A 23,894-nucleotide genomic window follows, 5' to 3' on the forward strand; every position below is an offset into this window, starting at 1 on the left:
CGGTCCTCCGTATGTCTGTGATGCCCGGATAAACGCCGAACATCAGCATCTCGATCAACTAACCTTTTATTAGCCGACTATGTTCTTTGCCTTCTCGCCTTTCGCAAGACCAGATTGTCATAAAACTGTCACAAATAAAATTTCCCTGTTTATAAACAAGGGAAATGATCCTTTACCCGCCTCTTATCGTCTCACGCCAGACCAGGTCCGCTTGCAATGTCAGCGACCTTCCCTCGGCAATGCCGCTTTCCGACAACCAAGTCACGGCCTCACGTGCAATGACCGTGACCGGTTGCGAAAAAGTGGTCAGCCGATAAGAAGACCAGGATGCCTGTTCGATATCATCGAAACCCACGACACACAGCTGTTGCGGGATGGACAGCGAAAACTGGTGGCGAGCGGCGTCCATGAAGCCGCAGGCTAGCAGATCGGTCGCGCAGAAGACCGCATCAGGCCGCTCCTTGCGCGTCAGAAGGCGCTGCGCCACGATCTGGCCGGCCTCATATCCGGTCCAGCCATGCCTTTCGACCACGACATCAAGACCCTGCTCGCGAGCTGCGGCGATGAAGCCCTGCTCCCTTGCCATGAGGCTCGGCGTACCGGCCTCGGAATTCGCAAAAGCAAGTCGCGTACAGCCGGCCCGCACAAACGCCGTTACGACGCGTGCGGCGGCCTCCCGATCATCGAGATTGATATGCAGCGGCCCTGATTGGTCTTCATCGCGATTGATCAGCACGAGGCGCTGCCCGCTGCGCAGACAGAGCTGCGTGATCGATTTGTCCGGCAACCCCGATAAGATCACGGAGGCATCGGCGCGGTAGCGGATCGCCTGCTGCAGGGCCTTGTTGACACTGCCGTCGGAGCGATCGGTATTGATCAGCATCGCCACCTTCCCGGCAAGCTGCAGGTGTAGCGTCAGTTCACGCAGAAGAGCGGAACGATAAGGTGTCGCGACATCGGAAACGATGAGGCAGACGATGCCGCTTTCGTTACGCATCAATCCCCGAGCAAGGTGATTGACCTGGTATCCCAGCTCTTCCGCTGCCTGCAGCACCTTTTGCCTAGTGGCTTCGGAGACGCTTGCCCCCGGTGTGAAGGCACGGGAAACCGCCGAGCGCGAAACACCTGCGCGCTGCGCCACTTCGTCAGCGCTGACAAAATCTCGTTGCGACACCGCGCCTCTCCCATTCGCTATAGAACTTGATCATAGTTTGCAATCGCGTGCAACGGCCCGTTATGTCGGCAATGTGAAACTTTTGTGACAATCCCTGTTGACAGGGTGGGCTAAGCAATGCAGCATTTGCACACGCTTGCAAAAAGCGCTCGGCGTGGAGGCGCCGTACAGGAGGAGGACATCATGCGATTGTTCAACATGGCTGCGGCAACCCTTGCCGCGGGAATATCTCTTATTGCCTGGTCGGCGCATGCTGCAGGTGATCTCAACGTGATCTGCTCTGCCGATCCTGAAGTCTGCGATCTGATGAAGGGCCTGTTCGAGAAGCAGAGCGACATCAAGGTCAACATGGTTCGGCTTTCCGCAGGCGAAACCTATGCGAAGATCCGCGCCGAAGCGCGCAATCCGAAAACGGACATCTGGTGGGCGGGAACCGGCGATCCGCACTTGCAGGCCGCGGCCGAGGGCCTGACGCTCGAATATAAATCAGCGCTCTTGGACCAGCTTCAGGATTGGGCAAAGAAGCAGGCCGAAAGCGCCAATTTCCGAACGGTCGGCGTCTACGCGGGAGCCCTTGGCTGGGGGTACAACACCGATATTCTGAAGAAAAAAGGCCTGAAAGAGCCGAAGTGCTGGGCCGATCTGCTCGACCCCTCCTATAAGGGCGAAATCCAGATTGCCAATCCAAACTCGTCGGGGACGTCCTACAATACACTTGCCACACTGGTGCAGATCATGGGTGAGGACAAGGCCTTCGATTATCTTTCGAAGCTCAATGCGAATATCTCACAGTATACCAAATCCGGTTCCGCGCCGGTGAAAGCAGCCGCGCGTGGGGAATCGACGATCGGTATCGTCTTCATGCATGACGCCGTTGCTCAGACGGTTGAAGGTTTCCCGATCAAGGCGGTCGCACCTTGCGAGGGCACCGGCTACGAAATCGGCTCCATGTCCATTATCAAGGGCGCGAGAAACCTCGATAATGCCAAGAAATGGTATGATTGGGCCCTAAGCGCCGATGCGCAATCGCACATGAAGGACGCCAAATCCTATCAGCTTCCCTCCAACAAGTCGGCCGACGTTCCGAAGGAAGCGCCGAAGTTCGAAGAGATCAAATTGATTAATTACGACTTCAAGAAATATGGCGATCCAACCGTTCGCAAGGCTCTGCTTGCGCGATGGGACAAGGAAATCGGCGCCAAGGCCAACTGATCGCCTCTGTCGATTGCCTTGCAGGCCGGCTCTTATGCATCCGGCCTGCTGAACTTCCGATTTTGCTGAATGGAATGCGAATCCGACCATGACCAATAGCAAACGCCGGCTGGATGTCGCGCTGATCTTCGGCACCGCTGCCCTGATACTACTCCCATGGTATCGCATCGAGGGTGGCTTCTTCGGCCTTGGCTGGCTGGGCAGCTTTCCAGGCGACCCCTCCACAGCGCCTGGAATCCTGCAGATTGCCAGTCACGGCCGATGGTGGCTCGCGATTGCCGTCGGGCTTTTCGTGCTCGGCGGCATCGCGCGCTTCGTCTCCGATCCGATGCCGCGTGGTGCGCTCATGGCGCTCGTCGGCGCGGTGGGCTTTGCTTTTATATCGCTACAAGGGCTCGCGATTACGGCATCTGGCTGGAGCTGGTCGATCTGCCAAACCCTATTCGGTGCTTTGCCGGACGGACAGCCGGCCATGGGCGCTGGCGCCATTGTCCTCGGCATCGTCTATGTTCTTCTCTTTTCCTTCGGCCTTGCCGAACGCGGGGCTATGAAGGGCGACGCCTTCGTCGTCAGCGCCATCACAATGCTCGTTGTGCTGGTCGCGATCTTCGTCTTCTATCCCGTCGGCAGCATGTTCGTGGGCGCGTTCCAATCCTTCGACGGATCGTTCGATCCCAGTGGCTTTACAACGAACATCCAGGATCCGTCGATCTGGAGCCTTGGCTGCATTATTGGCGGCGACCGTTGCGGCGTCGCCTGGCGCACACTCTGGCTTGCCATTCTGACGGCAGGCGGGTCGACGCTGCTTGGGCTCTGCTTTGCCCTGGTCGCCACTCGTACCCGCTTTCCCTTCAAGAAGGGACTGAGGCTGCTGACAATCCTGCCGATCATCACGCCGCCTTTTGTGGTCGGTCTGGCGTTGACCTTGCTGTTCGGTCGAGCGGGCGTCGTCACGCATGCGGCTGCTTCACTGCTTGGAACAGAACCGAGCCGCTGGCTCTATGGCTTGACGGGTATCTGGATCGCTCAGGTTCTCTCCTTCACGCCGATATCCTTTCTCGTGCTGATCGGCGTCGTAGAGGGTGTCAGCCCGTCAATGGAAGAGGCGTCGCAAACACTGCGCGCCAATCGCTGGCGCACATTCTGGCGGGTCTCCCTGCCGCTGATGAAGCCGGGCCTGGCAAATGCCTTCCTGATCGGCTTCATCGAGAGCATGGCGGATTTCGGCAATCCGATGGTCCTTGGCGGCAGCCACGGCGTTCTGTCGACGGAGATTTTCTTCAGCGTCGTCGGCGCCCAGAACGACCCGTCGCGTGCGGCCGTCCTTGCCATGATCCTGCTGGTCTTCACGCTGAGCGCCTTCCTTGCGCAGCGTCTCTGGCTGCAGAACAAGAGCTTTGCGACCGTCACGGGCAAAGGCGATTCCGGCGTTCACGCCGCCCTACCCCGCGGCCTTTCAATCGCGGTCCATGCGCTCGTCATTCCCTGGATGATCTTTACCGTCGTCGTCTATGTCATGATCTTCTTCGGAGGTTTCGTGCGCACCTGGGGCCTCGACAACACGCTAACGGTCGAACACTACATCAAGGCCTTCTCGATTGGTCTGCGAGACGATGGCAGTCTTGCCTGGAGCGGCGTCGCCTGGAACTCTTTCTGGACGACGATGGAGATCGCCCTGATCTCCGCACCCTTGACGGCGGTGGTCGGCCTGCTGACGGCCTACCTGGTCGTGCGGCAGAAATTCCTCGGCCGCGGCCTGTTCGAATTCGCGCTGATGATGAGCTTTGCGATTCCTGGCACCGTCATCGGCATTAGCTACATCATGGCCTTTAACCTGCCGCCGCTAGAGATGACCGGTACCGCGCTGATCCTGGTCGCCTGTTTCGTATTCCGCAACATGCCGGTCGGCGTACGCGGCGGCGTTGCGGCCATGAGCCAGCTCGATAGGAGCCTCGACGAGGCCTCGCTGACGCTGCGGGCCGACAGCCTGCGAACGATCCGCAAAGTAATCCTGCCGCTTTTGCGGCCGGCGATTACGGCAGCACTCGTCTACTCCTTCGTGCGAGCCATCACTTCGATCAGTGCCGTCATCTTTCTCGTCAGCGCCCAATACAATATGTCCACCGCCTATATCGTCGGCTTGGTCGAGAACGGCGAGTACGGCGTCGCGATTGCCTATTCCTCCGCGCTCATCGTCGTCATGATCATCGTCATCGCCGGCTTCCAGCTGCTCGTTGGAGAAAGACGGCTGAGACGCGTAAATCGTGTCGCGATCACTTCCTTACCGACCGCGTCCGCAGCCCTTGCCCAGGAGAAAACTGCATGAACCCGAAGGCTACCGGTTCCGTCGTCTTCGAGAATGTCCGAAAGGCCTTCGGCGCCTTTACCGCCATTCCCGACCTGTCGCTGACCATTGAACCCGGCACGCTCGTGACGCTGCTCGGCCCTTCCGGCTGCGGCAAAACGACGACACTTCGGATGCTGGCGGGGCTTGAACATCCGTCCTCCGGCCGCATCCTGATCGGCGGTAAGGACGTCACCATGCTTCCAGCCAACGAGCGCGACGTCTCCATGGTCTTTCAAAGCTATGCCCTGTTTCCGCACATGACGGCGCTCGACAATGTCGCCTATGGACTTGAGTCGTCAGGTATGAAGCGGAAGGAGGCACGAGATAAAGCAGAAGAAGCTCTCGGCCTTGTCGGCCTTGCAGGCATGGGTGCGCGTCTTCCAGCCGAACTCTCGGGCGGCCAACAGCAGCGCGTCGCCGTCGCGCGGGCTCTCGTCCTCGAACCGCAGGTGCTGCTTCTTGACGAGCCGCTTTCCAATCTCGATGCGCGGCTGCGCCGGCGCGTCCGGACAGATATTCGCGAATTGCAGCAGCGGCTCGGCTTTACCGCCGTCTACGTTACCCACGACCAGGACGAGGCGCTTGCCGTGTCCGACCGCATCATCGTCATGAAGGATGGCGGCATCGCACAGCAGGGTGCACCGCGCGAGCTCTACGACACCCCGGCGTCAGCCTTCATCGCCGATTTCATGGGTGAGGCGAATGTCATGCCATGCGATGTCATCGAAGCCGACGGCGATAGCGCCATGATCGCGATCGACGGACTCCGCCACAGGATTAACGGCCGTTCGCTCAATCCCGGTCCCGCCCAGCTTGCCGTGCGGCCGAACGCCATCACCCTGACGCCAAGGACGAGCAGCGGCCTCTTCAATGGCCAGATCACCCACTCCGCGTATCTCGGCGATCACGTCGAATATGAGGTCAAGACCGCTCGCGGCTCGCTCTTCGTCATCGACGCAACCGTCGATTCCGCCCTTCCTGCCAAAACGGATGTTACGATCGCCTTCAAGGATCGTGGCATCGCCATCATCGGCGGCTGAGCGCCCCCAACATCAGACGATTAAGGACACCTCACATGACATCCGCTCCCCTCGCCGATCTCGAAACACGCCTCGCGCTTGCCGAGGCGATGGCCCAAGAGGCTGGCAGGCTCGCCCTCGATTATTTCAAGCGCCGCGAGACCCTGATCATCGAAACCAAGCGCGATCTGCACGACGTCGTATCGATTGCCGACCGGGAGGTGGAAAATCTCATTCGAGGACGCATCCAGGAAGCGCATCCCACCGACAGCATTCTCGGTGAAGAATATGGTCTGGAGACAGGCTCGTCCGGCTACACCTGGGTCATCGATCCGATCGACGGAACCAGTCCCTTCGTCAACGGTATGCCGAACTGGTGCGTTTCTATTGCGGTACTGTGTGGCGCCATTCCCGTGATCGGCGTCATCTCGGCGCCATGCCACGACGAGCTTTACGTCGCCGCCCACGGCAAAGGCGCTATGCTGAACGGCAAGAGCCTCAAGCTGGACCCGTCGCGCAATATCCGCAACGCCGTGACCGGCATCGGCGCCAACAATCATGTCTCGCCGGCCTTTGTCGGGAAGATGGTCGAGCAAGTGCTCGAGGCCGGCGGCAATTTTATCCGCAACGGCTCAGGAGCTCTGATGCTCGCCTATGTCGCCGCCGGCCGGCTGGTCGGCTATTACGAGCCGTATATGCATGCTTGGGATTGTCTTGCCGGCTATTGCCTCGTGAAGGAAGCCGGCGGCTGGTACTATCCCTTTCCGACAGACGGTGAACAGCTGACAAAAGGATCGGTGGTTCTGGGTGCTGCTCCCGGTGCAATCGACGACCTCAAAAAGATAGCTGGCTTATAAATTTCTCGGGTAGACAAGAGTTGAGCAGATATTAGTTTAGGTAAACGCGCTTGCAAGTTTGATCGCTGGATGCGGCGAATGCATAGTGTAAAGCGGACCGGCAGATCGAGGAGGATCGGCCAATCCGTTTCGCAAGAGGATTAAAATGGGAGGAATAATGCCTAATTTTTTCGCTTCGAGCTGCCTTGTGGTGGCTGCAATTTCATTCGGTGGAACATCGCACGCGCTTGCAGCAACCGAGCTGCAATGGTGGCACGCCATGTCGGGCGCCAATAACGAAGTCGTCGAGCAACTGGCCACGGAATTCAATGCGAGCCAGAAGGATTACAAGATCGTTCCGGTGTTTAAGGGCACGTATCCTGAGGCACTCAATGCCGGCATCGCCGCGTTCCGTGCCAAACAAGCGCCAGCCATCCTGCAGGTCTTCGATGCCGGCAGCGGCGTAATGATGGGCGCTGAAGGCGCCATCATGCCAGCGGCCGACGTGCTGAAGAAGGGAGGCTACACCTTCGACAAATCACAATATTTGTCGGGCATTGTTTCCTATTATTCGAAGCCGGATGGCACAATGCTGTCCTTCCCGTATAATTCGTCTTCGCCGATCCTCTATTACAACAAGGCGACCTTCAAGAAGGCCGGTCTCGATCCCGAAAGCTCGCCGAAAACCTGGCCTGAAGTCTTCGAAGCCGCAAAGAAGATCAAGTCGAGCGGCGCTTCGGCCTGCGGCTTCACTTCCACCTGGCTCACCTGGATCCAGACCGAAAATTTCGCCGCCTGGAATAATGTCAGCTATGGCTCCAACGAAAACGGCCTCGGCGGCATCGACGTCAAACTGGCTTTCAATGCGCCGCTGTTTGTCCAGCATTTCCAAGCGATCGCCGATCTCGCCAAGGACGGCACCTTCCGCTATGGCGGTCGCACCTCCGAGGCAAAGCAGCTCTTCACGTCTGGAGAATGCGGTATCCTGACGGAATCATCCGGCGGCCTCGGCGACATCATCAAGAGCGGCATGGATTACGGCATTGGCCAACTTCCTTATTACGAAGGTGAAGGCCGACCGCAAAACACTATTCCCGGCGGCGCCAGCCTTTGGGTTTTCGCTGGCAAGAGCGATACCGAATATAAGGGTATCGCGGAGTTCTTCCATTTTCTGTCGCAGACCAAGATCCAGGCGCGCCTGCATCAGGTGTCCGGCTATCTGCCGGTGACGACGGCCGCCTATGAGGAAACCAAGAAATCCGGTTTCTATGACAAGAATCCTGGTCGCGAAACGCCGATCCTGCAAATGCTCGGCAAGGCGCCCACGGCCAATTCCAAGGGCGTGCGCCTTGTCAACCTGCCGCAGGTGCGCGACATCATGAATGAGGAGTTCGAAGCGATGTTGGCCGGCAAGGAGGATGCCAAGACGGCACTCGACAAGGCCGTTGAGCGTGGCAATGCCGCCATCCAACAGGCCATCGGCAATTGATGCGCTGATGCGGTTTGGCCCGCGGCCGTCACGGCTGCGGGCAGTTTCCCCATCATAGGAGATCGCCGTGCAGCGCGTCGTCTTTCCGAACAAGCTCCTTCCCTATTTCCTCGTCGCGCCGCAGATCGTTCTGACGGTCGTCTTCTTTTTCTGGCCGGCAAGCCAAGCGCTTTATCAATCGATGCAGCGCGAAGACCCCTTCGGGCTGAAGAGCGGCTTCGTGGGGCTTGCGAATTTCCGCGCCGTTTTGTCCGACGAGACTTACCTGCATTCCCTGCAGGTGACGGTAATTTTCAGCATTGCTACGGCACTGCTGTCGATGGTCCTCGCGCTCGCGCTTGCCACCGCCGCCGATAAGGTGGTGCGCGGCCAGACACTTTATCGCACGCTCCTGATCTGGCCCTATGCGGTTGCGCCCGCCGTCGCCGGCATGCTTTGGCTCTTCATGTTCAACCCGGCCATGGGCACCTTCGCCTATATCCTGCGCCGTAACGGCTTTGCCTGGGACCCGCTTTTGAACGGCAACCAGGCCACGGTGCTGGTCGTCGTCGCCGCGGCCTGGAAGCAGATCAGCTACAATTTCCTGTTCTTCGTGGCTGGCCTGCAGGCGATCCCCAAATCGCTCTTGGAAGCCGCCTCCATTGACGGCGCTCGCGGCAATCGGCGTTTCTGGACCATTGTCTTCCCGCTGCTCGCGCCGACGACTTTCTTCCTCCTGGTGGTCAACACGGTTTATGCCTTCTTCGACACCTTCGGCATCATCCATGCCGTGACCGGTGGCGGCCCGGCAAAGGCGACGGAGACCCTCGTCTACAAGGTCTACAATGACGGTTTCGTCAACCTCAACCTCGGCTCCTCAGCGGCCCAGTCGGTCATCCTCATGGTGATCGTCATAGCGCTGACGGCATTTCAATTCCGCTTCGTCGAAAAGCGCGTGCACTATGCGTGAGGCGAGCCGATGATCGAAAAACGTCCCATCGCCAATCTGATCGGCCATCTCATGCTGATCCTTGGCATCGTCATTGTCGCCTTCCCGATCTACTACACCTTCGTTGCCTCGACGATGACGTCCGCCGAGATTTTGCGGCCCCCAATCTCGCTGTTGCCCGGCGGTCATTTCGCTGAGAATTATGGTGAGGCACTCACCGGTGGCGTCGAGCGCGTGGTCGGTGTCAGCCTGCCGCGCATGCTGTGGAACACGTTTGTCGTGGCGGTCGTGATCGCTGCCGGCAAGATCACGATCTCCTTCCTTTCGGCATTCGCCATCGTCTTCTTTCGCTTTCCGCTGCGGATGGTGTTCTTCTGGATGATCTTCGTCACGTTGATGTTGCCGGTGGAGGTACGTATCCTGCCGACCTACAAGGTGATCGTCGATCTTGGAATGATCGATACCTATGCCGGCCTCACTCTGCCGCTAATGGCATCGGCAACAGCGACCTTCCTGTTCCGGCAATTCTTCCTGACGGTGCCGGGTGAACTGCTGGAAGCCGCCCGCATCGACAATGCCGGCCCCTTCCGCTTCATGCGCGATATCCTGCTGCCGCTGTCGAAGACCAATATCGCCGCCCTGTTCGTAATCCTCTTCATCTATGGCTGGACGCAATATTTGTGGCCACTTCTTGTCACCAATGACGCGAAGATGTCGACGATCATCATCGGGCTCAGAAAGATGGTGGATTTCGCCGACGCGGCGACACCCTGGAATTTCGTAATGGTGACGGCGATCCTTGCGATCATCCCGCCCATCCTCGTGGTGGTGCTGATGCAGCGCTGGTTCGTCAAAGGTCTTGTAGAGACGGAGAAATAATGGCTGGGATCACCCTTAGAGACGTTCGCAAAACCTATGGCGGCAATGTCGATGTAATCAAAGGCGTGTCGCTCGATATCGCCGACGGCGAACTTGTCGTACTGGTCGGACCTTCCGGCTGTGGCAAGTCCACGCTCTTACGTATGATCGCGGGCCTCGAAGCTATCTCCTCCGGCGAAATTAATATAGGCGATCGCATCGTCAACCGCCTTGAACCCTCAGAGCGCGACATCGCCATGGTCTTCCAGAACTACGCGCTCTATCCTCATATGACCGTGCGCCAAAATTTGGCATATGGCCTGAAGAACCGGAATTTCCCAGCAGCCGAGATAGACAAGCGCATTCAGTCAGCGGCACGATCGCTCGAGATCGAACCCTTCCTCGAGCGCAAACCACGTCAACTCTCCGGTGGTCAGCGACAACGTGTAGCGATGGGGCGCGCCATTGTGCGCGAACCGGCGGCGTTCCTGTTCGACGAGCCGCTTTCCAATCTCGATGCCAAGCTACGAGTGCAAATGCGCGTCGAGATTAAACGGTTGCAACGCTCGTTGGGAACCACCAGCGTCTATGTCACTCATGACCAGATGGAGGCCATGACACTTGCCGACCGCCTGGTCGTATTGAATGGCGGGCGGATCGAACAGGTCGGCACGCCGATTGAGCTCTACGAATGCCCTGCCACGACATTTGTTGCGACCTTCATCGGGTCGCCTTCAATGAACCTGCTCAGGATCACAGAAAAAAGCGGCGCCGTCCTCGCACCAGCCATGAGCCAGAATGCTGGCGACGCGACAATTGGAATTCGGCCCGAGGATCTTTATCTTGCCGAGGACATAAATGACGCAGCCCTCATCGTCCGTGCTCGTGTCCAGGCGGTAGAGTTGGTCGGTGCTGAAAGTTACGTCTACGGCATCTTGCACGATGAACAGACCATTGTCTTTCGTGTTCCCGGTCGCTCCCGGATAGTGATAGATTCCGAGCTTGCCGTAGCTGCTTCTGCCGAAAACCTGCATTTCTTTGACGGCGAGGGAAACAGGCTAGACCGGGATTGATGATCGGCCTCCTATCCTGGCAGCTTGTTCAAGGGCATTGGGTTCGCTGCGATTGGAATCCTTGGTGCAATCCCAGTTCTATACGGAACCTGGAAGGGTCGCCTAAAATCCGGACGACAGAGATCGCGCCATCGATAAAGCGAAACGTGAACGCTCGCCTTTCCGTAAGTTAGATGCAGCGCGACGTGACGACCGCTTATGCTCCCCTATGCTCGCCGGACTTCTCGTCAGCGGCCCAACGTATAACTATCTTTGGCCCTGAGCCATCGGACGAGAAATGGGTAAAGCGGTAGCTCCGCTTTAAGGCAATGCCCCAACGCAGCTGCTAAAAAGCTGAGCGGCATTATGAGTATCTTGAGTTGGTCGATGGGATCAGACACGGAAACCAGCGGGAAATGGGCATCGCGACGGATCATCTCAAGACGAGGATTTTGCCAGCGAGGCTCAGTCCGTGGCGGCTGCCAGCACAGAACCACCTCGTGGCTGTTGAACGAGAATTGCCGAGTGAAGGGCATGCGACGCCTTCGAGAAACCGAATGTCGCAGGACTTCCGTCCCATTGCCCGATGCGTTTCAATGCGGGGACGACGTTGATTTGGGCCAAAGTGCCGCCGGCGTTTTCGACTCGCGCAATTGGTACGTTGACGATGTTTGGGTCGTACTGGATCAACCAGACATCCGCCGCCATTCCTCGGCCATCGCCGCGCCCTATCTCCGCGCGGCTTTAGCCAAGGGTGATGGACGGCCCCGTCAGGTGGGAAACGGTTGACAGAAGTTGGGCCAGTTTGACGAGATTGTTCCCAACCACAGTCGTTGTGCCGTTGATAAACATCTGTGGTGTGAAGGGCCATGACTGATGCAACGGCGCCTCGTATGCAATCTGTGTATCCGCAAATTCCTGTTTTCGGAATATGTCCTTCCAGCCGAGATAATCCCAGTATGTGACTGAGAAGCTCAACGCGAGGACATCGTCGCGCTTTCTGAGCTTTAACAAATTGGCGTTCGCGGGCGGGCAGGACGAACATCCCCAGCTTGTGAAGAGTTCAACAACCGTGAGGGGACGCATGTCGCTCGGTGCCGAATGAAAAACGCCCACCATGACATACGCGACCGTTCCGGCGACCATTAACTTCGCTATCGGCCTTATCGCTTCTCTCCCAGTGGTTCCATCATCTATGTCGCAATGAGATGGTCGCTTATTACATGGTCACGGCTTCGTGACCGCCGGGCAGCTATTCTTAGGCGAGATCTCTCCAGCTGCGAGGCGATGTAGCGCCGTCTACAAAAGATTATTTCGCAATGCCTGTAATGAGAGTACTTTAGCATCCTTATTGCCCGATAGGACCGTACCGTAGCCAGCTCTGGAGGAGCGCCATGGCGACCGTTGACCATCTGGAAACAAGCGTCGCCGACGAGAGGTCCCACGACGATCTTCGTTAACCGTCATTCGGTGCTGACGCGCATCACGCATTGGCTTAATCTTCTTTGCCTCAGCCTGTTGCTAATGAGCGGTCTCCAGATATTCAACGCTCATCCATCGCTCTACTGGGGCCAGTACGGCGCCGATGCCGATCCATCCTGGTTTTCGATCGGGACTGTCCAGGACGGAGATAGCACGCGTGGCGTCTTACGCGTTGGAAACCTGTCTGTTGCGACAACAGGTGTTCTCGGCGTTTCGCGGGTCGGCGGCGATGTGACCGAGCGGGGCTTTCCTTCCTGGGCGACCATCCCGAGCTATCAGGATCTCGCGACCGGCCGTCGATGGCATCTGTTCTTTGCCTGGCTCTTCGTGATCAACGGATCGATCTATATGCTTTACGGTGTCCTGAGCGGTCATTTCCGGCGCGATCTCGCGCCGCGCGCTGACGAGCTCTCGCCCTCTCATCTTAAAGAAGAGATCGCCGACCACGCACGCCTACGCTTCCCGAAAGGAGAAAAGGCGCGCCATTACAATGTTCTTCAGAAGCTCGCTTATCTCATCGTTGTCTTCATTCTGCTGCCGCTTATGCTTGCAACCGGGCTGACCATGTCACCCGGCATGGATGCCGGCTTTCCCTCTCTGCTTGATTTCTTTGCTGGCCGGCAGTCGGCGCGCTCCATCCATTTCATCTGCGCCTGGTCGATCGTCTTCTTCGTTGTGGTGCATGTCACAATGGTCATCCTTTCCGGTCTTTGGAACAACATGCGCTCGATGATCACCGGCCGTTACAGGATCGAGAATAAAGGGGGTGGCGAATGACGTTCTCCATCACGCGACGCCACCTGTTGATCGGATCAGCGGCTGGGCTGGATGCAATCGGCCTTACCGGCTGCGACGACATCGTCCAGAACGCCAAGATTCAAAATGTCCTGGCGATGGCGGAAAAACTGACGATGAAAAGCCAGCGAATTTTGGTTCCGAGCGACAAGCTGGCTCGCGAGTTCTCGGAAGCGGACATCTCGCCGACCTTCAGGCCGAACGGTACCAGTCAGCCGGACAGCGAAGACTATGCCCGGATGATGGCGACCGGCTTTGCGGACTGGCGGTTGAAGATTGACGGTTTGGTCCAGCACCCGCTTGAGCTCTCGTTAGCGGATCTAAGAAAGTTGCCATCGCGGACGCAAATTACGCGGCATGACTGTGTGGAAGGCTGGAGCGCGATAGGGAAATGGAGGGGCGTGCCGCTCGGGTTTCTCCTACAGAGTGCCGGTATGAGGCCGGGAGCTCGCTATGCGGTGTTTTACTGCGCCGACGAGCTCGAACAAACGATCGACGGCAGCGGCACCTACTACGAGAGCATCGATCTAATCGATGCCTTTCATCCGCAGACAATCCTTGCTTATCAGCTCAACGGCAATGATCTGGAAGTGGCACATGGCGCGCCACTGAGGCTGAGGGTTGAACGCCATCTTGGCTACAAACACGCAAAATATCTCACGCGCATTGAAGTCAAAGACAGCTTCGCCAGCCTTTGGGGTGGCAAGGGCGGTTTCTGGGAGGACCGCGGCTATGAGTGGTACGCGGGGATCTAACCGCTCGGAAACGTCTGACTACGGGCAATTAGGCCCATCAAGAGGAGGAGAATATGCTCAAGCTTGCGATGGCGACTGCTTTACTGATGACAGCCTTCACATTGCCGGTCTATGCGGCGAACGCGATGGTGATGAAGTGCGATGACGCTTCCATGAAGAAGGCGCAGAGCGACGTGGATGCTATGACCGGGCCAATGATGAAGGAAAAGAAGGCGATGGCATCTAAGGAAATGATGATGGCCAAGGATGCGATGAAAGCTAAAAAAATGGACGATTGCAAGATGCACATGGACAAAGCCATGAAGAGCATCGGCAAGATGTAAGAAGCCAACCATGGCGACCGGTCAACGTCCGGTCGCCACCATCAAAGATCATTTGTTTAGTCGACCAGCCAAGCGCTGCATGAGATCAATTTGTTTATAGAATTCGCCGCGATCATGCTGGGTGTCCTCGCGAAGCGGATAAAAGACGCAGTGATGTTCGCATCGCGTTCATATCCTGAAGGACCTTTGCCTTCCGCCAGATTTGCGATACCTCGGTGCAAAGCTCGGACGTAGCGGCGTACCTCGGCGGCACCCCGTTGCGCACGCGTGCGGCGGATTACCGAACGCAGATCCGTTTTGCGCCTCGGCGGTAAGAGTATCGGCCTTCAACCCGCCATTGGGTTTGAGGCACCGACCGCGGCTGCCTTGGAGACGAATATGTCCTTTCACAGGAAAACGATAATCTGCGCAATGTGGAAGTGATAATTACGGCGTACGAAATAATTAGAGAGCATCACGACCTGGTGGCTTGAGCAGCTGTCATTGGAGATCGGCGTCCCAAACGGCGGGATCTCTCACGAGCCCAGCGAAAGGATGCAGCGGTAGTTTAGAGCGTGATGCGTAAAAGTGTAGGCGTTTTTTGGACGACATCACGCTCTACTTCTTTGATTCTAGAGCGGATTCAGATTTTAGGTCGAACAGACCTAAAATCATCCGGCTCTAGTTCAACAGCCGGTTTTCCCGAAGGCGCGCCGCTGCCATGTCCACGAAAGCCCGAACCTTGGCGGGCGCGTGTCGCCCTTCCGGGTGAAGGATGTGAATGGGCATCGGCGGCTCTTCATAGTCGCTGAGGACGATCTGCAGCTCCCCCGCAAGCAGGGCTGGACCGATTTGGTAATGCAGGACTCGGGTCAGTCCCCAGCCTACCCGGGCGGCCGTGATCACGGCGTCGTTGGTGTTGCATTGTAGAAGGGGGTCGATCGTCACCCGCTGTTCGTTTGCAAAACGCCATTCGGGCGATGCCCAGGCGCTTGTGGACGCGGCAATGCGATGGTTCTTGAGGTCGGCCGGTGTGGTCGGAACGCCATGGTTCTCGAAATAGCTCGGGGACCCGCAGATGACATGTCGAACGGTCCCGACCTTTATGGCGGAGAAACCGGAATCCCGTAGGTGGCCGATACGAACGGCCACGTCGACGCCTTCTTCGACGATGTTGACCGGGCGATCGATAAACAGCGTCCTTGCATGCATGGTCGGGAAGGTGTTCAGGAATTCGGTCACGATAGGCAGCACGTACATCTGCCCGAACAATGCTGAAGCCGTGATGGCCAGCGTACCAGTCGGAGTGGCATAGGAGCCTCCCGCAGCGGCCTCCGCTTCGGCGATATCCGCCAATATTCGGCGGCAATCCTCGAAATACCGTGTGCCTGCCTCCGTCATCTTGACGGAGCGCGTCGTGCGAACGAAAAGGCGGGCGCCAATCAGATCTTCAAGCGCTGCGACGGCGCGGGTGACAGCCGGTGCACTCATATGCATGTGCCGCGCGGTATCCGCAAAACTTCCGGTCTCCGCAACCCTCGCGAAAATCCGCATTGCCTGCCATCGATCCATTCGCCCCTCAAAGATTGCTCGTGTTGCTCAACGTGACCGTCGCCCAGAAATCTATCAATCCCGAAAGAGATCGAGCAAGACCGTTTCGAGATTTATACCAATGACATGGCTGGCGATGTCATGAAAGATTGACGATGGCCTATACGGATCACAACAGAGATCGGCTGATGTAGGACGCTGCCAGTCTTTCGATGTCGGCACAGGCTCGCGTGCCGATACCGGCTTTCAAGGCGCGCTCGCGGTGCTCGGCGTCTGGCTTGAGAGCCACGGCTATTGCCTTGGAAAGCTGGAAATCGAAGCTCGAGCCCTTGCGGGCCATATCGACTTCGGCCCCCGTCATGCCGAGCGCCTTTGCGTCCATTTCCTGCTGTCGGGCAAAAATTGGATCCCCGCGTCCGGCAGTAAGCGCGAGCTCGATCGACAGCCGCGCCCGAGCATCGAGCTTGAAACCTGCCATGGTGGCGACCTCCCAGATGCGGACCTGGCTTTAGAAGCCGAAGTCGCTCAAACACTGGTGATCGTCAGGCCGGCGGCCGAGCGGCCAGCGGAACCTGCGCTCCGCCTCCGTGATCGGGTGTTCGTTGATGCTGGCATGCCGCGCCCGCATCAGCCCGTCCTCCGCGAATTCCCAGTTCTCGTTGCCATAGGCACGAAACCACTGACCGCTGCCGTCGTGATATTCGTAGGCGTAGCGAACGGCTATGCGGTTGCCCTGGAAAGCCCAAATCTCCTTGATCAGCCGATAATCGAGCTCGCGGTTCCATTTGCGCCTCAGGAAAGCTTCAGCCTCGGCACGATTGGTCGCGAATTCGACGCGGTTGCGCCAGCGTGTGTCGAGTGTATAGGCGAGCGCCACGTTGGCGGCATCGCGGCTGTTCCAGCCATCTTCGGCAAGACGGACCTTTTCGATGGCGCTCTGTTCATTGAAAGGGGGAAGTGGCGGACGAGACATGGTTCGGTTCCTTATAGATTGGAAATGGATAGGGCGGCGTGGCCGACACCAGGCGGAAGATGATCGGCACGGAGCCGATCTGGCTCTGGATGCCTTCCAGCATCAATGGGAAGCGTCAGAGTTCGAGCTGGATCTGGTTTTCCTCATCGCTCTCCTGCTCGGCGGGCACCGAGCAGCACAGCAGCACTTCGCCTTCGCCAATCGCCGCCGTCGGCTCTTTGATGTAGGTCACCGTACCCTTGGTGAGCTTGGTGCGGCATGTGCCGCAACTGCCTTCCCGGCAACTGAATTCGGGGCTGAGGCCGCGCGCTTCCGCCAACTCAAGCAGCGTACCGGCCTCAGGTGTCCACCGGGCTTCCTTCAGCGATCCCATGAAGGCGACCGGCACCGGCTTTGTAGATGGCGGTCGACGGGTGGATGGGCTCGCCCCGGCGTCGAACGTTCGCTTCAGCGATGACGGGCCGAAAGCCTCCGCATGAATGCGGCCATCGGCAATATTATAGCCGCGCAAGCCATCGTAGAGTGATTGGGTGAACTGTGGCGGCCCGCACAGGTAGAAATCATAATCGTTGAACGGCAGGTGGCGGGACAGGAGCGGCATGTCGATGCGCCCGATGGCGTCATAGTCAACGCTTTCTTCAGCGCCATTGGCATCGCTCAAGACCCGGATCAGCCTCACCGCGCCTCGCGCGGCGCTGATGAGCTCGGAGATTTCCCGGTCGAACGGGCGCTCCTGTCTGGAACGCGCCGCGTGAAAAAGAATGATCGGGCGAATGCGCTGCTTGCGCAGGCCCTCGTAGACAACGTGGCGCAACATGGCAAGCAGGGGCGTTATCCCGACCCCGCCGGCAAGCAATACTGCCGGACGGGTAGCGCGGGCGTCGATGATAAAACTGCCGGCCGGCGAGCGTGCCTCGATCGTGTCGCCGACGCGGATATGATCGTGGAGGTGCTGTGATACCGCGCCGTCGCGCTTGACACTGATGCGGTAAACGCCGTCCGAGGGTGCCACCGACAGCGTATAGGTTCGGATGATAGGCTTGTCGATGCCTGGAACGCTGATGCGGATCGGCAGATGCTGGCCGGCAACATGCGGCAGCAAACCCGCCCCATCGCTTGGCTGAAGGTGAAACGAACGGATGGAGGCGCTTTCTTCCACAATCCTGGTCACGGTCAGGGCGCGCCATCGGGTGGCGAGTTCCGCGGCGCGCAGCCGATTGGCCGCCTGCGCCCAATCGCCGGTCATCAACGAATTGGCGGACCAGCCGTCCTCCCGGAAGGACCAGCGCAGTGCCAACGCGTTCCGCCGGCGGATGATCCGGCGTGCCTTGAACGTCCACAGTCGTTCGGCGCCCTGAAAGGCCGCAATCTCCGGTGAATCGAGAATAAGCTCGGCGTCACCGGCCATCTGGAGCATGTCGCCGCTGGAATAATCGACGAAGACAAGCCCGGCCTTGCCGTTCAACAGGATGTTGCCGAGCGTTGCGAAAAAGAGGTTTCCGTCGAAGTCCGGGATTGTCAGTGTCCCGTCGCCCGCAATGCGAACGAAACCGGCCTTGCCGCCGCGATGCGACACGTCGACCTGGCGTCGATCCTCGCGATCGGCATAGGAGGCGACGAAAAACGCATCCGCATCCGTGATCATGGCGCGTGCGGCACCATCGAGGTCGGGCAGGTCTTCGACGGTGCCGGAAAAATCTCCGCCCGGATCTCGAACGAATTCGAAATCCCGCAGCTGAATGTAACGAGGGCAGTTTCCAAAGCTCTGGTCGACATCCACACGGAAGCCGTCGGGTGAATCGGAGACGAAGCCGTTCATTCGGTTGCGCCGCCTTGTGTGCATCTCCATGCCAAGCAGGCCGATTGGCCGGCCTTCGGCTAAACCCTCGCTTGCGGGGTCGGTTGGATCTCTTGTGACCGCGATATTCAAGGCGGTTGACGATGGAGAGGACATGAAACCGGGGCGCCCTTCAAGGAAGGTTGCCCACGCGTCACCACGGCTGTCGACGCTGCCTAGCACGATGAACGGCAGCTGGGCGTAGAAGTCGCGATGCTGGTCTGGCATGAAATCGCGGATGACACGCTGGCCGACGGTCGCCATGCGTTCGGCGACGCCGACCTTCTGCTGAATATAGGTCTCGCCTTCGTGCCAGACCGGCAGGGTCTTCAAGGGCTCGTTCATGTCCTGTCTCCCGAAAATGAAGATCGGGCGCACGCATGCCGCGCGCCCTTATCCCGGCCTCAAGCCGCAAGGCCGACCGGCGTGTGAGCGAAGGGGACGAAGCCCGCCAGCGCCTCGATACGACGAAGGAACGCGTCGACGGCAGGGTAGGTGGAAAGGTCGACATTGCCTTCCGGCGCACGGGCCACATAGCTGTAGATCGCAACGTCCGCGATCGTCGGCGCGTCGCCGACGAGCCAGTTGTGCACAGTAAGCTGGCTTTCGAGTTTGCGCAGCAGCGCATGGGCGCGGCCGATAACCTCTTCTGGATTATATTTGGCGCCGAAGACGGTGATTAACCGCGCCGCTGCCGGACCATAGGCCACTTCACCGGCGGCAACCGACAGCCAACGCTGGACAGCGGCAGAGCCCTTCGCGTCTTCGGGTAGCCAATCCGTCCGAGCCGCTTTCTTTGCGAGATAGACAAGGATGGCATTGGAATCGACGATCACAACGTCGCCATCCTCCAACACCGGCACCTGACCGAATGGGTTCAGCTTGAGAAATTCGGGCGTCTTATGCGCGCCGGACTTCAGGTCGACCTCGACCAGCTCGTGGGGCAGGCCAAGCAGCGAGACGAACAAACGTGCCCGATGCGAGTGACCCGACAAAGGGTGATGATAAAGTTTCATGGTGCGCTCCCTAACTCTTCTGGCCGGGTCCATTCCCGATCCGCATGCCGAAAGTGCGACAGGTAGCCGCCAATGAGAACGGTCGCGTTTGGCAGTTCATAATTGCAGTTGACGCAATAATTCCGAAAAACGCGCGGAGTGACGGGTCAAGATGTGGAACACTGACCAATATTCTCCGGGTGGATTCTAAGCCAAGCCATGCCTCAAGTGTGACCCCATGCGCATTTACACGCTGAAGATGAAAAGACCCAGGACCATGGATCAAGATCAAGCGCTGGGGTTCTGTCGCAAACCAGGCACCAAGCGCGAACAATGGTTCCGGGTAATCATCCGAAGGCAGTTCGTTCGTGGAAACAACGGTGCAAAGCAATAAATTTTACAGAATTTCTTAAGCCGGTTTTGTCAGGCCTCTGTTTAGCCTATACTGAATTACAGAATGGGGATAACTCCGATATGATTCTACAACGGCGACATCCCTCCGCCACCATTGTCAAAGTCCTGTGGAGGGCCACGCTCGGCGCGCTGTGCGCCGTGGTCGGTTCCGTCGGTCTTGTACTTGTGTTAAATTTATTGATGCCGGATCGACCATTTTTGGTCGGATTTGTCGGTGCAGCACTTATTTCCGCATTTGTAACCTTTCCGCTGCTTTTCGCCTTGCAGCTCAAAAACGGCGTCGTCCGCAACATGCAGGAAAACGCCACCCAGGCGGCGCGCTACGACAGCGTGACGAAGACGCTGAACGGTACGGCCTTTGCCGCGGCCGTCGAGCACTTTGTCGACCGGCGCAAGCATTCCGCCGCCGATGCCGGCGGCATCGTCATCGCCGTCATCGTCGATACGCTCGACGACATCGGCCGCCGCTACGGGCTGCAATGGGCCGACACGGTGATGCAATCGCTTGCCTCGATCATCCAGTCCTCGGTTCGTCGTGGCGATCTCGTGGCACGGCTCGCGACCAACGAACTCGGTATCTTCCTTCCTGGCGCCACGATCGAAAACGCTCACGACATCGGCACCCGCATCCGCGCGGGCGTCTCCGCGGCTACCTTCAGCGCCGACGGCGCGCCGCTTTCCTTCGCCATCCGCCTCGGCGGCATCTCCTTCGACGGCCCGGCCGACTTCACCCACCTCCGCCAGCTCGCCGACCAAATGGCCTTCGAGAACGACGACGAAAGCGATGGTTTCCCGATCAGCGTGCTGCCGGCCGCGTGAGAGGGATAGCGCAAGCGCACCCTTTCGAATGCGTTCTCGTTGGCCCTCTGAATATTGGACCTAAACATTAATGCGCCGGCTTCTGTAAGCTGAACTCAAGCGACCACCGCCAAGCTCGGCGAAGCGCGCAAGCGGGCTATGTCGCGCGCCGGCGATTCCCCAAAGTGGCGGCGATATTCGCGACTGAACTGCGTCGGGCTTTCGTAACCCACGCGGAAAGCGGCAGTCCTGACGTCGATGCCCTGGACCAGCATCAGGCTGCGCGCGTCCTGCAACCTCAGTTGCTTCTGGAATTGCAGCGGCGTCATCGCCGTCACGGCGCGAAAATGCTCGTGCAGGCTCGACGCACTCATGCCTACTTCCGCAGCAAGCCGCTCGATGCGGAACCGTTCCCGGAAGTTCTTCCCGATCCAGGCGATGGCACGGCCGACCTGAGCCACCCGACCCTGGCCGGAGGTGATGTGGCGCATCCTGGCGCAGTCCGGACCGGCGAGCAGATGATAAAGGATTTCTTGTTCGGCAAGCGGCCCGAGCACGGGCAGCGCCGCCGGATCGTCGAGCAGGCGCAACAGGCGTAGGGACGCGTCGAGCAGACCGGCGCCGGCGTCGGACACCGTCTTGCCTATCGGCGGAGACGGCGCACCCTGCGGCGGCGACACGCGCAACGCCAATTCCCCTAGCATGACCGGATCGAAATCGAGATACAGGCAGAGATAGGGCTTATCGGGCGTCGCCTCGACCACATGGCCTATCGCCGGCAGATCGTAGGTCACGACCCCATACCGCCCTGGTGCGTATCTGAAGACGCGGTCGCCCAGCGTGACCTCCTTGCGCCCCTGTGCGACGAGGCACAGTTGCGGCCGGTAAACATTCGGCATCGGCATCGTCACCGTGGAGGATCGAACAAGCGTTACACGCTCGAAAGGGGTGGCCTGGAAGCCATCCTTCGAGACGTGTCGGGCAATGACGGCCGCGATTTCGTTCAGTTTTTCCATGAACCGGACCATCACATGCGAGCAGGAGGGCGGCAAGGTGAACCCGTGGAGTTTCTGGAGGATTAGGCAGCAATCCTCGCGCATCAGGCTAACCGCTCGGCGGCGGCGCGCGTCATAGTGTCAGCGGCGACTAGGTCACAGCAAACCAGCCGCGCAACAAATATGGAGCAAACATGACAACTAATAATCTGAAGATTCCCACGGTCGCACTGGGAACCTGGGCCTGGGGCGACAGCGGCGAGACCGGCGACGGCTACTTCGGCAGCCCTCTGAGCAAGGCTGGCCTGGAGGAGGTCGCCGACAAGGCGCATGCAGCCAACTTCACTTTGTGGGATACCGCTGTGGTATATGGTATGGGCCGTTCAGAGACCGTACTCGGGCAGGTACTGAAGCGCTTCGCGCGCAATGAATATCAGCTCTCCACTAAATTCACCCCGCAGGCCGCGGGGACCAGCGATAATCCAGTGTCGGACATGCTGGAGCAGAGCTTGGCCCGCCTCGGCACCGACTACATCGACCTCTACTGGATTCACAATCCAGCCGACGTGGCGCGGTGGACGCCGCACTTGATCCCGTTGCTGAAGAGTGGGAAGGTCAAACATGTCGGCGTCTCGAATCACAATCTGGGCGAAATCGAGCTCGCCAACCAGATCCTCGGAGAAGCCGGGTTCCGGGTCGAGGCTATCCAGAACCACTACAGTCTCCTCTATCGAAGCTCTGAGCAAGCTGGCATCCTGGACTACTCCCGCAGCCACTGCATCCCATTCTTCGCCTATATGGTGCTTGAACAGGGTGCCCTGACCGGCAAGTACAGCTCGGAGACCCCGCTGCCGCAAGGAAGCAGCCGGGCAGAGACTTATAATGCCATGCTGCCTCAGCTAAAGGCGCTGACGGACAAGCTCGCCTCAGTCGGCCACAGCCAAGGTGCGGCAGCTCCCGATGTCGCGACGGCGTGGGCCATCGCCAAGGGCACAATACCGATCATCGGTGTCACCAAGCCTCATCACGTCGATGGTTTGGTCCGGTCCGGCAGCATCACTCTTGCCGGTGACGACATCGCAGAGCTGGAAATGCTTGCTGAGGCCGCTGATGTGAATACCCGCGGCTGGTGGGAAAAGGAGATGTAAGTCTGAAGCGCCGCGTTCCCAAGATGACCGCCGTTCCGACCAACACGGTCGGCGATCATCTCGCATCTGCCTCTGGCGCAAAGAGCTGCCGCGTTCAAATTGCGCCAGACAGCCGCTCTCGGGATCGGCTTGCCGCCTGCCGCAACGACGAAGGTTCGCCAGAAGCCGACATTCCCACGGCTGTTCGCCTCTTTAGCATCAATCACGCTGTCTACAACGCGCTGCCTGAGACCTAAGTCATTTCGTCGGCTTAGTCCGCGCGGTCAATTTATTTCGATCAGGATCGCGAAGATACGCGACGAACGCCCCGTTTGGTCGCTCCGCAGGCAGGCTCTCGATCGCTGTGCCGCCATGCGCGATACCGGCGGCATGCCAGGCGAGAACGTGATCTTGGCTCGCGGCGGCTATACCGATAGTCCCGCCGTTCGCCGCGGTTGCGGGCTTGCCGTCGATCGGTGTCGTGATCATCAGCCGACCGCCCTCGTGGACATAGATCAGCCTTCCTCTCGCATCCATCTCGCCCGGATTGCCTCCCAATGCAACGAACGTGGCGTCGTAGAAGCTCCTGGCTCGCTCCAAGTCGTTACTTCCGATCATGATGTGCGTGAACATGCTTCATCTCCAGCATAGTATCCAATGGGTCCCATCCAGGCCAATCTAACCCAGCCATGGGTCAGCCGCAAAACTCTCGACTAACGCCGCACTTGTTTTCCGGATTTTTGCACATCGCAGAATAGGACGCTTCGCGCCGGCCGCAATGTCCGGTGTGGATAATCGTTGTCACTCGATTGCGATCGCGCGCGCCGCGGCAGCGACATGGTGCGCCTCGAGGACATTGGATTAATGGACAACTCAATTTCGGATCGGGAACTCGCAAACGCTGTCGCCAAGCATAAGTCGATGTTTCGCCGAGAAAGCGATTTCGGATTTCAGA

General features: G+C 58.7%; 21 protein-coding genes and 1 pseudogene. 13 read left to right on the plus strand and 9 right to left on the minus strand.

What is annotated here, in order from left to right; genetic code table 11:
- Positions 1-172: 172 nt before the first annotated feature.
- The gene (locus HGP16_RS18345) at positions 173-1,174 is read right to left on the minus strand and encodes a LacI family DNA-binding transcriptional regulator (RefSeq protein ID WP_168841457.1); all 1,002 of its coding nucleotides are present in this window, start codon (positions 1,172-1,174) and stop codon (positions 173-175) included.
- A gap of 183 nt (positions 1,175-1,357) precedes the next feature.
- On the opposite strand from HGP16_RS18345, the gene HGP16_RS18350 reads away from it, so the two are divergent.
- The 8 genes from HGP16_RS18350 to HGP16_RS18385 all read left to right on the plus strand — a co-directional run bounded on the left by HGP16_RS18350 (position 1,358) and on the right by HGP16_RS18385 (position 10,936).
- Positions 1,358-2,386 (plus strand): ABC transporter substrate-binding protein, encoded by a 1,029-nt coding sequence (locus HGP16_RS18350; protein ID WP_168841458.1) that lies wholly within the window; start codon positions 1,358-1,360, stop codon positions 2,384-2,386.
- A gap of 88 nt (positions 2,387-2,474) precedes the next feature.
- Positions 2,475-4,712 carry an ABC transporter permease gene (locus HGP16_RS18355; protein ID WP_168841459.1) on the plus strand — a complete coding sequence of 746 codons (2,238 nt, stop codon included), beginning with the start codon at positions 2,475-2,477 and terminating at the stop codon, positions 4,710-4,712.
- The gene (locus HGP16_RS18360; RefSeq protein ID WP_168841460.1) at positions 4,709-5,773 is read left to right on the plus strand and encodes an ABC transporter ATP-binding protein; all 1,065 of its coding nucleotides are present in this window, start codon (positions 4,709-4,711) and stop codon (positions 5,771-5,773) included. The genes HGP16_RS18355 and HGP16_RS18360 overlap by 4 nt, the downstream gene beginning before the upstream one ends.
- Before the next feature lie 35 nt (positions 5,774-5,808).
- A complete protein-coding gene (locus HGP16_RS18365) occupies positions 5,809-6,609 on the plus strand; it encodes an inositol monophosphatase family protein (protein ID WP_168841461.1) in 801 nt (266 codons plus the stop codon).
- Between the two features lie 157 nt (positions 6,610-6,766).
- Positions 6,767-8,077 (plus strand): sn-glycerol-3-phosphate ABC transporter substrate-binding protein UgpB, encoded by a 1,311-nt coding sequence (gene ugpB / locus HGP16_RS18370; RefSeq protein ID WP_168841462.1) that lies wholly within the window; start codon positions 6,767-6,769, stop codon positions 8,075-8,077.
- A gap of 67 nt (positions 8,078-8,144) precedes the next feature.
- A complete protein-coding gene (gene ugpA, locus HGP16_RS18375; RefSeq protein WP_168841463.1) occupies positions 8,145-9,026 on the plus strand; it encodes a sn-glycerol-3-phosphate ABC transporter permease UgpA in 882 nt (293 codons plus the stop codon).
- 9 nt (positions 9,027-9,035) lie between these two features.
- Positions 9,036-9,884: a sn-glycerol-3-phosphate ABC transporter permease UgpE gene (ugpE, locus tag HGP16_RS18380; RefSeq protein ID WP_168841464.1), complete on the plus strand. Its 849-nt coding sequence runs from the start codon at positions 9,036-9,038 to the stop codon at positions 9,882-9,884.
- Positions 9,884-10,936, plus strand: coding sequence for a sn-glycerol-3-phosphate import ATP-binding protein UgpC (locus tag HGP16_RS18385; protein ID WP_168841465.1), 1,053 nt, complete (start codon positions 9,884-9,886; stop codon positions 10,934-10,936). Before ugpE ends, HGP16_RS18385 begins: the two co-directional genes overlap by 1 nt.
- A 444-nt stretch (positions 10,937-11,380) precedes the next feature.
- On the opposite strand, the pseudogene HGP16_RS34690 reads toward HGP16_RS18385, so the two are convergent.
- A pseudogene (locus tag HGP16_RS34690) lies at positions 11,381-12,061 on the minus strand (DUF1223 domain-containing protein).
- 258 nt (positions 12,062-12,319) lie between these two features.
- Here HGP16_RS34690 and HGP16_RS18395 point away from each other — a divergent pair.
- The 3 genes from HGP16_RS18395 to HGP16_RS18405 are packed head-to-tail and all read left to right on the plus strand — an operon-like array spanning position 12,320 to position 14,270.
- Positions 12,320-13,174, plus strand: coding sequence for a cytochrome b/b6 domain-containing protein (locus HGP16_RS18395; protein WP_168841466.1), 855 nt, complete (start codon positions 12,320-12,322; stop codon positions 13,172-13,174).
- Positions 13,171-13,947 carry a molybdopterin-binding protein gene (locus HGP16_RS18400; protein WP_168841467.1) on the plus strand — a complete coding sequence of 259 codons (777 nt, stop codon included), beginning with the start codon at positions 13,171-13,173 and terminating at the stop codon, positions 13,945-13,947. The genes HGP16_RS18395 and HGP16_RS18400 overlap by 4 nt, the downstream gene beginning before the upstream one ends.
- 53 nt (positions 13,948-14,000) lie before the next feature.
- Entirely contained in the window at positions 14,001-14,270 is a 270-nt protein-coding gene (locus HGP16_RS18405) for a hypothetical protein (protein ID WP_168841468.1), read from the plus strand.
- Between the two features lie 660 nt (positions 14,271-14,930).
- Here the strand turns inward: HGP16_RS18405 and HGP16_RS18410 are convergent.
- The 5 genes from HGP16_RS18410 to HGP16_RS18430 form a co-directional block, all read right to left on the minus strand.
- Positions 14,931-15,821, minus strand: a complete 891-nt coding sequence (locus HGP16_RS18410; protein WP_168841469.1) for a LysR family transcriptional regulator — start codon at positions 15,819-15,821, stop codon at positions 14,931-14,933.
- Between the two features lie 148 nt (positions 15,822-15,969).
- Positions 15,970-16,278, minus strand: a complete 309-nt coding sequence (locus tag HGP16_RS18415; protein WP_246705552.1) for a hypothetical protein — start codon at positions 16,276-16,278, stop codon at positions 15,970-15,972.
- 30 nt (positions 16,279-16,308) lie between these two features.
- Complete coding sequence (locus HGP16_RS18420) at positions 16,309-16,773, minus strand: DUF1348 family protein (RefSeq protein ID WP_168841470.1); 465 nt, start codon at positions 16,771-16,773, stop codon at positions 16,309-16,311.
- Between the two features lie 115 nt (positions 16,774-16,888).
- Positions 16,889-18,955, minus strand: a complete 2,067-nt coding sequence (locus HGP16_RS18425) for a pyridoxamine 5'-phosphate oxidase family protein (protein WP_168841471.1) — start codon at positions 18,953-18,955, stop codon at positions 16,889-16,891.
- Between the two features lie 59 nt (positions 18,956-19,014).
- The gene (locus HGP16_RS18430) at positions 19,015-19,626 is read right to left on the minus strand and encodes a glutathione S-transferase family protein (protein ID WP_168841472.1); all 612 of its coding nucleotides are present in this window, start codon (positions 19,624-19,626) and stop codon (positions 19,015-19,017) included.
- Between the two features lie 312 nt (positions 19,627-19,938).
- Between HGP16_RS18430 and HGP16_RS18435 the strand changes: the two genes are divergently transcribed.
- The gene (locus tag HGP16_RS18435; RefSeq protein ID WP_246705553.1) at positions 19,939-20,838 is read left to right on the plus strand and encodes a GGDEF domain-containing protein; all 900 of its coding nucleotides are present in this window, start codon (positions 19,939-19,941) and stop codon (positions 20,836-20,838) included.
- A gap of 95 nt (positions 20,839-20,933) precedes the next feature.
- Here HGP16_RS18435 and HGP16_RS18440 read toward each other — a convergent pair whose 3' ends face one another.
- Positions 20,934-21,833 (minus strand): AraC family transcriptional regulator, encoded by a 900-nt coding sequence (locus HGP16_RS18440; RefSeq protein ID WP_168841634.1) that lies wholly within the window; start codon positions 21,831-21,833, stop codon positions 20,934-20,936.
- A gap of 173 nt (positions 21,834-22,006) precedes the next feature.
- On the opposite strand from HGP16_RS18440, the gene HGP16_RS18445 reads away from it, so the two are divergent.
- Positions 22,007-22,960, plus strand: a complete 954-nt coding sequence (locus tag HGP16_RS18445) for an aldo/keto reductase (RefSeq protein ID WP_168841474.1) — start codon at positions 22,007-22,009, stop codon at positions 22,958-22,960.
- 237 nt (positions 22,961-23,197) lie between these two features.
- Here HGP16_RS18445 and HGP16_RS18450 read toward each other — a convergent pair whose 3' ends face one another.
- A complete protein-coding gene (locus tag HGP16_RS18450) occupies positions 23,198-23,572 on the minus strand; it encodes a VOC family protein (RefSeq protein WP_168841475.1) in 375 nt (124 codons plus the stop codon).
- Between the last annotated feature and the right edge of the window lie 322 nt (positions 23,573-23,894).

It is taken from the genome of Rhizobium sp. P40RR-XXII, from assembly GCF_012641405.1.
Classification (GTDB): domain Bacteria; phylum Pseudomonadota; class Alphaproteobacteria; order Rhizobiales; family Rhizobiaceae; genus Rhizobium.

Excerpts from the sequence above, each read along its gene's own strand:
- ugpB (WP_168841462.1), top strand. The coding sequence starts at position 6,767 with ATGCCTAATTTTTTCGCTTCGAGCTGCCTTGTGGTGGCTGCAATTTCA.
- HGP16_RS18435 (WP_246705553.1), top strand. The coding sequence starts at position 19,939 with ATGGTTCCGGGTAATCATCCGAAGGCAGTTCGTTCGTGGAAACAACGG.
- HGP16_RS18440 (WP_168841634.1), bottom strand. The coding sequence starts at position 21,833 with ATGGAAAAACTGAACGAAATCGCGGCCGTCATTGCCCGACACGTCTCG.
- HGP16_RS18420 (WP_168841470.1), bottom strand. The coding sequence starts at position 16,773 with ATGTCTCGTCCGCCACTTCCCCCTTTCAATGAACAGAGCGCCATCGAA.
- ugpE (WP_168841464.1), top strand. The coding sequence starts at position 9,036 with ATGATCGAAAAACGTCCCATCGCCAATCTGATCGGCCATCTCATGCTG.
- HGP16_RS18360 (WP_168841460.1), top strand. The coding sequence starts at position 4,709 with ATGAACCCGAAGGCTACCGGTTCCGTCGTCTTCGAGAATGTCCGAAAG.
- HGP16_RS18405 (WP_168841468.1), top strand. The coding sequence starts at position 14,001 with ATGCTCAAGCTTGCGATGGCGACTGCTTTACTGATGACAGCCTTCACA.
- HGP16_RS18430 (WP_168841472.1), bottom strand. The coding sequence starts at position 19,626 with ATGAAACTTTATCATCACCCTTTGTCGGGTCACTCGCATCGGGCACGT.
- HGP16_RS18350 (WP_168841458.1), top strand. The coding sequence starts at position 1,358 with ATGCGATTGTTCAACATGGCTGCGGCAACCCTTGCCGCGGGAATATCT.
- HGP16_RS18385 (WP_168841465.1), top strand. The coding sequence starts at position 9,884 with ATGGCTGGGATCACCCTTAGAGACGTTCGCAAAACCTATGGCGGCAAT.
- HGP16_RS18425 (WP_168841471.1), bottom strand. The coding sequence starts at position 18,955 with ATGAACGAGCCCTTGAAGACCCTGCCGGTCTGGCACGAAGGCGAGACC.
- HGP16_RS18355 (WP_168841459.1), top strand. The coding sequence starts at position 2,475 with ATGACCAATAGCAAACGCCGGCTGGATGTCGCGCTGATCTTCGGCACC.
- HGP16_RS18365 (WP_168841461.1), top strand. The coding sequence starts at position 5,809 with ATGACATCCGCTCCCCTCGCCGATCTCGAAACACGCCTCGCGCTTGCC.
- HGP16_RS18410 (WP_168841469.1), bottom strand. The coding sequence starts at position 15,821 with ATGGATCGATGGCAGGCAATGCGGATTTTCGCGAGGGTTGCGGAGACC.
- HGP16_RS18415 (WP_246705552.1), bottom strand. The coding sequence starts at position 16,278 with ATGGCAGGTTTCAAGCTCGATGCTCGGGCGCGGCTGTCGATCGAGCTC.
- HGP16_RS18400 (WP_168841467.1), top strand. The coding sequence starts at position 13,171 with ATGACGTTCTCCATCACGCGACGCCACCTGTTGATCGGATCAGCGGCT.
- HGP16_RS18450 (WP_168841475.1), bottom strand. The coding sequence starts at position 23,572 with ATGTTCACGCACATCATGATCGGAAGTAACGACTTGGAGCGAGCCAGG.
- HGP16_RS18445 (WP_168841474.1), top strand. The coding sequence starts at position 22,007 with ATGACAACTAATAATCTGAAGATTCCCACGGTCGCACTGGGAACCTGG.